A 9719-nucleotide genomic window follows, 5' to 3' on the forward strand; every position below is an offset into this window, starting at 1 on the left:
CAGCGTGTTGTGAGCCAGGCTCCGGCCATCTCGTTTCATGGGCGATGCTCTCAATAGCTATCGCTCAAGCATAGACCATCTGTCCGCAAAATTCCTGACCTATGAGTAAATGCTGTTTTCGCACGTGCCTGCTGCGGGCACTGGCGAAGCAAGAGTTGCGATCAGCGTGTAGCCCGGATATTGTTTCCGCGCTGTCCCGGAGAACATCGCCACGGCAGCGTCTCCGTCGTCGGCGGCAACGATGGCGTGGATCGGCTTGATGACGTCCGTCGTTCCGTCCTGTCGCAATACGCCTGAGACTATGAACCTCGCTGGCTGCCGGACATGCCAGCCGATGTGCGCGCCGCGTTCTCCCGCAGAGGCGGGCGCTGCTCCTTGCAGACTGACGACAGACACGAAAGAGGCAACGATCAGGGCTTTAACTGCTGCGATTTTCAGATGCGTGCTCATGCTTCGAGATTGATTGCGGTCGTGTCGCGTCATAAATTCCTCGATGGGTGTCATTCCATCGTACTGGCTCGAACGGGTTGTCAAGTTCGCCCCTTCGATCACACCTAGGCCGTTATGCGGTGTCAGGGGGCGGATGCGGCTCACTGGTTATCGGCGGAGCATCAGAAAACTGAATCCTGTCGAGCGCGCAGGTGCGCCGGTATGGAAACTGCTGTGGTCCCGATGGGCGCACCGCAACGCGTGCGTTTCTGCCCACGAACGGGCAAAGGGGAGGAGCCGTATGACTCATCACGATTTCGTACGCCAGCTTGCAATGATGCTCCGCGATCTGCCACAGGGCACAGCTGCGGATCTGAACGACTGCATGGTCGCGTATTGGAACGGCTATTCGGCGGTCTTCGCCTTCCTGTGTGAGCGGGGGACAGGCGCCGTCGACGAGGAGTTCGACATGGACGATTACGTCTGGGAGGACTGGCGACCGGCCTTCGAAAGCTGGGTGGCGGACCCGGTATTCAGCAGCTGTCCGGAAGTGAAGCAGTGGCTGATGGATGCGCCGCCGCACGAGGCCGGTGTGTGAGATGGGACGCTGGAGCCGGGGGCGGTCGAAAACCGCTGTCGTTCCACCAGGAGCGCGGGGCGGGACGGGACGGGCTTGCCAGCGTTGATACAGCCGCAACTGGCGACACTGGTGGACCGTCCGCCGAAGGGAGGCGACTGGTCCTACGAAATCAAGTTCGACGGCTACCGCGTGATGACGCGCATTGAGGGCGGTGCGGCGACGATCTTCACTCGCAACGGGCATGACTGGACAGAGCGGATGCCCCGTCTTGCCGAAGCCTGCAAGGCGCTTCAGGTCGACGATGCCTGGCTCGACGGGGAGGCGGTCGTGCTTGATTCAAACGGTCAGCCCGATTTCAACGCGCTGCAGAACGCGTTCGACCGGCGCAGCGCCGCCGAAATCGTGATGTTCGTGTTCGACATCCTCTGGCTGAACGGGACCGATCTTCGCGAACAGCCGCTGCGTGCACGTCGGGCGTTGTTGCGTGAACTGATGGCGGAGCAGACGTCCGATATGATCCGCTTCTCCGAAGACTTTCCGCAGGACCCGGTGTCTCTCGTCGCGTCGGCGTGCAAAATGAAACTCGAAGGCATCATAGGTAAGCGCGGAGACGCGCCGTACCAATCGGGCCGGTCGCCCGCCTGGATCAAACTCAAATGCAACACCCGCCAGGAATTTGTCGTCGGCGGCTTCACGCGTGCGAAGGGCGCGCGCTCCGGCGTGCATTCGCTGCTGCTGGGCGTCTATGAGAATGACGGCTCCCTCCGATATGCCGGCAGCGTCCGGCCTTATTTCTCAACCCGCGCCACGTCCGCCTTTCTGTCGAGAGCAGAGCCAGTACGCCGCGAAGCCACCGCTTTCTACAACCCGCCAAAGCCTGAAAAGGAGCGCGACTATCTGTGGCTTGATCCGTCGATCGTCGTTGAATGCTCGTTCCTGGAATGGACGCCGGGCGGCGAAGTGCGCCACCCCATTTTTCATGCGGTGCGCGAGGACAAGCCAGCGTCTGCGGTCAGCGAGGAGCCGATGGTCGCAGTGGAGGACGACGAACCCGTTGAGGCCGACGCAGGTTCGACACGTGAAGTGCCCGGGCCAAAGGGTGCGCTGAGAATTGGCAACGTCCGGATATCGAACCCGCAGCGGGTGATGGACCCGGTGACAGGGCACACCAAGCGGGAGATGGTCGAGTATTACGCCACCATTGCGGAGTGGGCCTTGCCGCATCTGCATAACCGGCCGCTTGCACTGGTACGGGCACCGGAGGGCATCAAGGGCGAACTGTTCTTCCAGAAGCACAGTGAGCGAGCGAGCATTCCGGGCATCCAGGAACTGCCGACCGAACTGCATCCGCGCCATCCGCCACTGCTTGTTGCCAACGCGGCCGAAGCGCTTGTGGGCCTTGCGCAAATGTCCGTCGTTGAATTGCACACTTGGAACGCCGTCGCGCCGGATCTCGCGCATCCCGACCGTGTCATTTTCGATCTTGATCCAGACCCGGCGCTGCCGTGGTCGGTCATGCTCGAAGCGGTCGAACTGCTGAAAGTCGTGCTCGATGAACTGGGGCTGAGGTCGTTCCCCAAGACGAGCGGCGGAAAAGGCTTTCACGTCATAGTGCCGTTGACGCGCCGACAGGGGTGGAGCGAGACAAAGGCGTTTTCTCATGCGGTCGCCCGCCATATGGCGCGGGTCGTGCCTCAGCGATTCTCAGCCGTGCTCGGGCCGAAGAACCGCGTTGGCAAGATTTTCATCGACTATCTGCGTAACAGTCGCGGCGCGAGCACGGTCGCAGCGTTTTCCGTGCGCGCGAGGTCAGGCATGGGTGTGTCGATGCCCGTCTCGTGGGACGAGATCAGGGAAGTAAGCCGGGGCGACGAGTGGACAATGCGGACAGCCATCGAGCGTCAGCGATCGCTCAAGGCCGACCCGTGGCCGGACTACTGGCAGACCCGGCAGGGCATAACTGCGGCGATGCGACGCGCCGTTGGCATGGACTGAGCAACAGCCCTCGGGTTGCGCCGCAGTTGCTGACTCGCGTCAGACGTTAGAGCGACGCCATGCGCTCAGATGCCGGATGACGGCGCGGTCGTCGCCTTTCTGCTCATGCAGTCGCGTCAGGTGGCGCAAGGCCTCTTCGTTCCCCGGATTGATCTCAAGGCAGCGGGCATAAGCTGCCAACGCCTCGTCAAGCCGCCCCAGCTCCTCCAGCAGGACAGCGTAATTCAGCGCCGCCTGGTCGTTCTTCCCGTTGATCTCGACACAGCGCAGATAGCTGGCAGCGGCATCTTTGAGTCGCCCGGCTTCTTCAAGCAGCACAGCGCGGTTCGCATGCAGCAGTTCCGCATCCTCGAAATGCTTGAGCGCCTCATCGAACACCTCGAGTGCGTGACCGCAGCGGTTCTGGTCGCTGGCAAGCAGGGCGCCTAAATTGTTATAAGCGTGAAAGTCGGGCTCGGGCGACAGTTCGATCGCCTTGCGGTACGCGGCCTCCGCACCGACCGGATCGGTCGCCTGCAACTGTTCCGCGAGCGAATACCAGTCTTCCGCCTGCTTGCGGCGTGCGCTAAGGCTGGCCGGCGCGTTATCGAGAAATGTCACGTCGCCTTTTACGTCCGCAACTTCGAAGTCCAGCAGTAGCTGTCCCGAGACGGCATCCCACTGCGCATCGCCGGTCGTGACGGCTACCGCGTCACCGACGGCTGTGATGCGCACGGCGGAAAGGGGCGCGGCATCCGGCAACTCGTCCCTGATCCGCGAGAGGGCTTTCAAAATCCGGCGGGGCGGTATCCTAGATCCCTGCAGTCTCAGCGCGGTGCGAAGCAGAACGACCTCGCGGAACGTGAAGCGCAAATCGTTGCGCGCGCCGTGTGAGGGCTCCACAAACCCGGCGACGATGAGCATTCGGAGGGCGCGCCGCGAGACCCCGAGAAGCGACTGCACTTCCCGGAGCGAGAATGTATGGTCGGCAGAGCGGCCTGTCACCGCCCTGCCCGGGTCCTGGTGGGCGCGGCGACTGGCTCCTCGGCCTTTTCTGCCCGTTTCACGGTCTTGCGTGGTTTGGCAGGAAGTTCAGCGACCGGGGCGGCGGGCTTCGCGCGCGAAGGCGACGGGCTGCGTTTCGCGTTTCTTGCCAGACTGGCGCGCCGCGCCTCCATCAGGTCGATGACCTGGCCCCCATCGGCTGCTGCCTCTTCCTGAGGCGTGACGATCTGCTTGCCTGCAATCTTCGCGTCGATCGCTTCGAGAACGCGTTTCTTTTCCTTGTCCTCGTACTGGCTTGGGTCGTAGCTTTCTGCCCCGCCCTGTTCAATTATCTTCAGGGCAAGCTGTAATTCGTTGTCCGTGACAGATGCGTCCTCAATGTCCAGATCTTTCAGGGAGCGAACTGCGTCGGCCCATTAGCAGTTGCTGGAAAATGAGGCCGTCGACGGTTGCCCGCACTTGCACCATATGGGTCTTCCCCTTCCAGTTCCACGATGCCAGTGCGCAACGTTCACTCGCGAGAAGCGCCTTTTTGAGGAGGCTGTATGGCTTGCCACCGCGCTTGTCCGGTGTGATGAAGTACGCCTTGTCGTAATAGACCGGGTCTATTGAGCGGTCCGGCAGAAAGGCCAGAATCTCAACGATGTGACTCGGGCTTTCTTCGAGCGCCTTCAGTTCGTCCTTCGTGAAAACAACGAACTTCTCTTTCTCGAACTCGTAGCCTTTCTGCATCTCGGCGCGCTCGACCACCTTCCCGGTGGCTTTCGACACATATTGTTGCTGGACGCGCGAGCCGTCCGGGGCAAGGAGGTTGAAGCTGATGGTCTCGGACGCCGACGTCGCGGAATGCAGGCGCACGGGAATGGACACCAGTCCAAACGATAGTGAAAGCGATGCGATCGAACGGGCAGCCATGAACGTCTCCTGATGTCAGAAGAAAGGAGGCGATCTGCGCCTCGGGGCCGATGCAAAGAGATTAGCACTCGTTCTTACGCCGGCGGTGACGACAAACAGCAGGTGACGTTCCAGCCGCGGACAGGCGCGAGGTTTGCTTCAGGGTCACCATCTTTCACGTAAAAAGGAGGATCCAGATGGCAGACCAGCACAAGCCCGGCCAGATCGTTAAGACGTCAGGCATTTATAAGGTCGTGAAGGAGGGCGGTAACGGGCCGGAATTCGAGGTCACGTGTGTTGAAGGCGAGCACTTCCCGCCGACGCGCTCCGGCAAGGGCGCGCATTACGAGCTCGTTCACGGTGCGACGCATTCGCACAAGCACAGCGAGCTCGGCAGCGGCGACAAGTAACTTCCTGCTGGCGCGTAACTGGGCGTCGCCTCGATTTGACATCGGGGCGACCCGGTGGCACCGCTGGCATGCAATTGCGTACGCAATGTTAGCGAGAGGTCGGTATCGTGGGTAGACCGCAGACAGGCTTGGCAATTTCCACTTCGGTACTCTTGCTGGCTGGCTGTGCGATGGGCGCCGCGCCGTACACCGGCCGACACCTTAGCCAAACGGAGTGCCGCGGCCTTGCCTCGCTCAGGGCCAATACGCCGCCGACGATGGCGGAGCGCCAAAGCGAACTGAGCGCCCTGAGGAAGGCGGGCTATGACCCGTCGCTTTGGGATGACCCCTACTATCCAGACGATCTGCAGGCCGCACAGCGGCTCGTCGACTACTGGTATGCGTCGGAATGCCAGCAGCCGTAGCTAAAGGCGAGGGTGCGTGCGTATCTGGCGGGCGTGAACTATAACGGGAAGGTCACGTCCGGAGGTCGTTATGTGGATATGCAACGGGTGTCAAATGCTGACGACGCTGCAAGTGGCGGAGCCAAGTATGGACGACGAAGGGCTCTACTTCACCTGCCCGGTTTGTCACCGTCGCAACCCGCTGGTAGCCCTACCACGCAAAGATCCCGACGATCCCCTGGAGCTGGAGCAGATTCGCGAGTAGATGAGGTTCGAGAGTTAGCCTATCCGGTCGCCGCGGTACTCGGCTATAGATGGCCGAAGTGAGTCGGCCTCTGAGGCGCAGCGCGGCCACGAACGGTCCGTCACAGTCAGCTGGCGAACGTCTGCCGATGAGCAATGAGTTGCCATTTGACGAAGCAACGGCGACCGACGATTTGTCGGACGAGCCAGCTTCATTTTCAAACGCTGTTTCGGCAGTGGGCAGCAGGCAGTTCGTACCACACCTGGAGAATTCCCGGCGCGATTCATCGATCAGTTAAATCGAGTAACACCTGTAATCCAGCATGAAATCTTCTTCTCCATAACTCGGACTAGACTGGTCCGGTCTGGTCTGGCCTTTCCCCAGCAGCGCTTTGTATTTCTCCCCGCTTGCCCGGCACCCCCAACGTTGGTTCAATTTTTTGAGCCAGCGTACCCAGCGGTAAAACGGCTGCCCGCTGCAAGCGGTTGCGAACCGCACGTATATTGAAGGAGACGTAGTTGAAAGCACGTCCGACAGCCCGTAGTGCCGGTGCGCTCACGCACGTTATTGCCGTGAGTGCGGCGGTGGGTGCAGCCATGATGTCGATCGGACCGACGGCTTTTGCGCAAGCCAGTTCACCCGTTAGTAGCAGTGTGTTCATCCACCGGTCGTTCGACACGGGCAATAGCGCGGTCAATGAAAACTTTCAATACATCGCGCATCCGCCAATGCACCCGGTGGCGGCGAGCGAGCCCACCGTGGCACGCGGCGGGCACCGAGGCCGTCGCGGGCAAACGGGAACAACGGGCAGCGGCACGAACGACGCAGGGGCAGCTCCGCTACCGCAGATGCCGACGGACGCATCATCCAACGCGTCGGTGTCGCAATAGGGCCTTTTCATCAGATCAGGCCGGGCACCGTGCCTGGCGATCGATCTTGGGCTATTCTCGAGTGAGATACCCGATGATGAAGAGGTGGTTGAGGGGCAACTGCGAATGTTTAGCGTCCAGCCGGGTTGTGGGTTCGACGACGCATTGTCCTCAGAAGAGTCTCCCTGGCGGCGGGCATAGAGCGGGGGCATTGGCGCTGTTATCGTGAATCGCTCGCGCCGGCGTCGACCCGAGCTAACCGTCGCACTCTTTCATCCGACGCTCAAGCTCGGCAATATCCTTCAAAGCTGCGAGGTATCCATCACTGCGGGTCCGCTGGGTATTCCGCAGCCAGCGGTCGAGGCGTTCTAATAGGAGAGTGAAAAGCATACGCATACCCGGTTCGTTCGACCTGAACCGCTCAAGCACTGGTGCCCCCATCGACCTTCAGACTGGTGCCCGTTACGAACGCCGCATCGGGGCTTGCCAGCCAGGCGACAAGTCCCGCAATATCGTCGCCTGATCCGTACCGGCCCAGTGCAATTGAGCCCCGGATCTGGTCGGCCATCGGACCGTTGGCCGGGTTCATCACCGTATCGATCCGTCCGGGCTGGACGTTATTGATCGTAATTTCCCGACTGCCAAGATCCCTTGCCAGCGCACGCGTCATGCTGGTTACCGCACCTTTCGTCGCGGCGTAGACGGACACGCCCGGAATCGGCATGTAGTCGCTGCTGATGCTACCGATATTGATGATCCTCCCGCCTCTTTCCATGAAGCGGAGCGATTCCTGAATGGCAACAAGCAGGCTCCTGACGTTGATGGCCAGCATCCGGTCGATGTCTTCCAGTGGGAAGTCGTCGATCAGGCCACGGCGGAACATCGCGGCGTTGTTTACGAGAATATCCAGTCCCCCGAAGCGTTTCGAGGTCGAACCGACCGCGGCTTTTACCGCGTCCGCGTCGGCACAATCCGCGCGAATTGCCCCGCCCCGTCCCCCGGCGCGTTCGATGTCCTCGATGACGCGATCCGCATCGGCACTCGAATTCGAATAGGTTATCGACACGGCCGCGCCTTCGCTTGCGAGCCGTCTTGCAATGGCCGCGCCTATCCCGCGCGAGCCCCCGGTCACGAGCGCCACTTTGCCAGCCAGTTGTCCATTAGAAAAAGTCACGTTTGCTCCTTTCAATTGCATTCTCTGCTCGTTTCAGATCGGCCGCGCTTGCCTCGTATATAAGCAGGCGGGAAGCATGTGCGAGCGCCGCAATACCGAACCCGGCAACGCCGCGCTGCTGCGACAGGACACGACTGTCGTGTGAGAAATTTTAGGTAGTTTGCGCCGATCGTACGTGCCAAAATGAGCCAATGAATCAACCGTATGTGGCAACATTAGGCACATTTGCGCGTTTATTTGAGACGATGAGCCAATGAAATTGGACCGGATCGACATTGACACGCAATGCGACCTGGTACCCTGAGCAGTCTGCTCCCGGGTAGTTCCGGTGCAATCGGATATTTACTCTCCGCCCTCGCGAACCGGTAGCACGGTCTTGTACTGAACGCGCCGCAAGGTGATCGACGTGATGACGTCGCGAACACCATCGATGGTCGCGAGCCGTGTCATCACGAAACGCTCGATTCCCGCCATGTCGCTGGCCACCAGCCGCACGATGTAATCGAACGCGCCCGTCATCAGATAGCACTCCATCACCTCCTCGCAACCCAGCAGGGCGCGCTCGAAAGCAGCCAGCTTTGCCGCGGATTTTTCAATTGCGACGCCCTGTGTCAATTGACACGCTGCTCCAATTCGATTCGACAAGATGCTGCCGACCGGAGCGCCCCCAGCGTCCGCTTCGCCCGACGGAGCGGACTTTGGCGACGTTCCGCTGAGGGGCGGGAGTGGGTCGCATGCTGCCGCTTGCGGCCTTGCGAGGTTCGCGAGCGGCAGCGCCATTGTCGGGTCGTCGCAACTGGCGTTGGCCGCGCTCGGGTTCAGCATGAGGAACATCGTCTGCCCACGGTCGGCGAAGGCTGCCCGCCGGCTCGCGGTATCGGTAAGTGCCGAAATGGCTGATGGTTGCGCTCATACTAGGATTTCCCCAACAAGGGAGGAAAAGCAATGACAGTGCACGCTATAACGGCGGTTCGGATGGACGGGAATTCGCAAAGGGTCACACATGTGCTTTGGGGGCAGGTGTCCGTGAGCGGAGAACAATTTGAGGTCGCGCCGCACGCATCGCCTGTAATTGAAGTGGTAGACGCGCTGGCCAAGGGCGACACTGTCGTAACAGTCTTTCCGCTTGATGGGCAGCGCGTCGCTGGTCCAGAGGTCCGACCCGTCGTGGACGAGGCCGGACGCGAAGGCATCGAAATGGTGGTCGGTGATTCCGATGCGGGCCGAACGCTCGCGGACCTGCCACGGCTTGATCGCGAATAGAGCGCTCATCGGGTCGGCTCTATCGGGCGAAATTTAACCACCTGCACCCACGGATCGACGCCGAGAACTTGGCCCAAGGCTCGCGCACATCAAGGCCGGCCGTCTGGCTTGTCAAAAGGGCAGGTGATGCGCTTCGTGTCCAGCTCGGACATGGGCATCGTCTGAACACGCGGGTGGGCTTGTCATCGCGCCGATGGATTGGCTCCGGCGAACTACTTGCTTATGGTGTTTCCGTTGCCACTTGACGTTAGATCCGCGCGGCCATTGATATTCGTCCTATGGCATGACGTTTTTCGCCAAGGTTATGCACCGAAAAAGTGGATGAGCCTGTGGATAACCGCCGGCGAATCCCACGCAAGTCCATGATCTTGCGGGATTTCGCTGCGTCGCATCACGGGAAGGCACGCCGGACAAGGCGTCGACGCACTCGAGCCGCATAGGCGCACGTGTTGCTTGGTCTGGTCGACAGGCAGGGCAGGGCGGCGCAGCGACAT

At 60.9% G+C, this 9719-nt stretch carries 12 protein-coding genes and 1 pseudogene; 6 read left to right on the plus strand and 7 right to left on the minus strand.

The genetic code is table 11. The annotated features are described in order from the left end of the window. Positions 1-99 precede the first annotated feature (99 nt). The gene (locus P0D89_RS48490; protein WP_408379065.1) at positions 100-534 is read right to left on the minus strand and encodes a hypothetical protein; all 435 of its coding nucleotides are present in this window, start codon (positions 532-534) and stop codon (positions 100-102) included. 196 nt (positions 535-730) lie between these two features. Here P0D89_RS48490 and P0D89_RS48495 point away from each other — a divergent pair, with 196 nt between their 5' ends. Both P0D89_RS48495 and ligD read left to right on the plus strand, forming a co-directional pair. Next, the gene (locus P0D89_RS48495) at positions 731-1027 is read left to right on the plus strand and encodes a hypothetical protein (protein ID WP_408369595.1); all 297 of its coding nucleotides are present in this window, start codon (positions 731-733) and stop codon (positions 1025-1027) included. 75 nt (positions 1028-1102) lie between these two features. Next, positions 1103-3004 carry a DNA ligase D gene (ligD, locus tag P0D89_RS48500; RefSeq protein WP_408369598.1) on the plus strand — a complete coding sequence of 634 codons (1902 nt, stop codon included), beginning with the start codon at positions 1103-1105 and terminating at the stop codon, positions 3002-3004. 39 nt (positions 3005-3043) lie between these two features. Here the strand turns inward: ligD and P0D89_RS48505 are convergent, their stop codons facing one another. Together P0D89_RS48505 and ku are read right to left on the minus strand one after the other, a co-directional pair. Further along, the gene (locus tag P0D89_RS48505) at positions 3044-3907 is read right to left on the minus strand and encodes a tetratricopeptide repeat protein (protein ID WP_408369601.1); all 864 of its coding nucleotides are present in this window, start codon (positions 3905-3907) and stop codon (positions 3044-3046) included. A 77-nt stretch (positions 3908-3984) separates the two neighbouring features. Next, positions 3985-4903 (minus strand): annotated as a pseudogene (ku, locus tag P0D89_RS48510) (non-homologous end joining protein Ku). A gap of 176 nt (positions 4904-5079) precedes the next feature. Between ku and P0D89_RS48515 the strand changes: the two are divergent. From P0D89_RS48515 to P0D89_RS48530, 4 genes are all read left to right on the plus strand, one after another. Then, a complete protein-coding gene (locus tag P0D89_RS48515) occupies positions 5080-5292 on the plus strand; it encodes a hypothetical protein (protein ID WP_408369604.1) in 213 nt (70 codons plus the stop codon). A 128-nt stretch (positions 5293-5420) separates the two neighbouring features. Further along, on the plus strand, positions 5421-5696 hold the full coding sequence (locus P0D89_RS48520) for a DUF4148 domain-containing protein (RefSeq protein ID WP_408369607.1): 276 nt from the start codon (positions 5421-5423) through the stop codon (positions 5694-5696). A gap of 94 nt (positions 5697-5790) precedes the next feature. Beyond that, positions 5791-5940, plus strand: a complete 150-nt coding sequence (locus P0D89_RS48525; RefSeq protein ID WP_408369610.1) for a hypothetical protein — start codon at positions 5791-5793, stop codon at positions 5938-5940. 497 nt (positions 5941-6437) lie between these two features. Continuing rightward, positions 6438-6809: a hypothetical protein gene (locus P0D89_RS48530; RefSeq protein ID WP_408369613.1), complete on the plus strand. Its 372-nt coding sequence runs from the start codon at positions 6438-6440 to the stop codon at positions 6807-6809. A gap of 234 nt (positions 6810-7043) precedes the next feature. Here the strand turns inward: P0D89_RS48530 and P0D89_RS48535 are convergent, their stop codons facing one another. The 4 genes from P0D89_RS48535 to P0D89_RS48550 form a co-directional block, all read right to left on the minus strand. Next, the gene (locus P0D89_RS48535; RefSeq protein WP_408369616.1) at positions 7044-7229 is read right to left on the minus strand and encodes a DUF3563 family protein; all 186 of its coding nucleotides are present in this window, start codon (positions 7227-7229) and stop codon (positions 7044-7046) included. Continuing rightward, positions 7210-7983, minus strand: coding sequence for an SDR family oxidoreductase (locus P0D89_RS48540; RefSeq protein ID WP_408379068.1), 774 nt, complete (start codon positions 7981-7983; stop codon positions 7210-7212). The genes P0D89_RS48535 and P0D89_RS48540 overlap by 20 nt, the downstream gene beginning before the upstream one ends. 321 nt (positions 7984-8304) lie before the next feature. Further along, complete coding sequence (locus tag P0D89_RS48545) at positions 8305-8577, minus strand: Lrp/AsnC ligand binding domain-containing protein (protein ID WP_408369622.1); 273 nt, start codon at positions 8575-8577, stop codon at positions 8305-8307. A 294-nt stretch (positions 8578-8871) separates the two neighbouring features. Then, positions 8872-9234 carry a hypothetical protein gene (locus P0D89_RS48550; protein WP_408369624.1) on the minus strand — a complete coding sequence of 121 codons (363 nt, stop codon included), beginning with the start codon at positions 9232-9234 and terminating at the stop codon, positions 8872-8874. Positions 9235-9719 lie beyond the last annotated feature (485 nt).

Source organism: Paraburkholderia sp. RL18-085-BIA-A (genome assembly GCF_046027075.1).
Lineage (GTDB): Bacteria > Pseudomonadota > Gammaproteobacteria > Burkholderiales > Burkholderiaceae > Paraburkholderia.

Excerpts from the sequence above, each read along its gene's own strand:
- P0D89_RS48495 (WP_408369595.1), top strand. The coding sequence starts at position 731 with ATGACTCATCACGATTTCGTACGCCAGCTTGCAATGATGCTCCGCGAT.
- P0D89_RS48505 (WP_408369601.1), bottom strand. The coding sequence starts at position 3,907 with ATGCTCATCGTCGCCGGGTTTGTGGAGCCCTCACACGGCGCGCGCAAC.
- P0D89_RS48515 (WP_408369604.1), top strand. The coding sequence starts at position 5,080 with ATGGCAGACCAGCACAAGCCCGGCCAGATCGTTAAGACGTCAGGCATT.
- P0D89_RS48525 (WP_408369610.1), top strand. The coding sequence starts at position 5,791 with ATGCTGACGACGCTGCAAGTGGCGGAGCCAAGTATGGACGACGAAGGG.
- P0D89_RS48535 (WP_408369616.1), bottom strand. The coding sequence starts at position 7,229 with ATGGGGGCACCAGTGCTTGAGCGGTTCAGGTCGAACGAACCGGGTATG.
- P0D89_RS48540 (WP_408379068.1), bottom strand. The coding sequence starts at position 7,983 with ATGCAATTGAAAGGAGCAAACGTGACTTTTTCTAATGGACAACTGGCT.
- P0D89_RS48550 (WP_408369624.1), bottom strand. The coding sequence starts at position 9,234 with ATGAGCGCTCTATTCGCGATCAAGCCGTGGCAGGTCCGCGAGCGTTCG.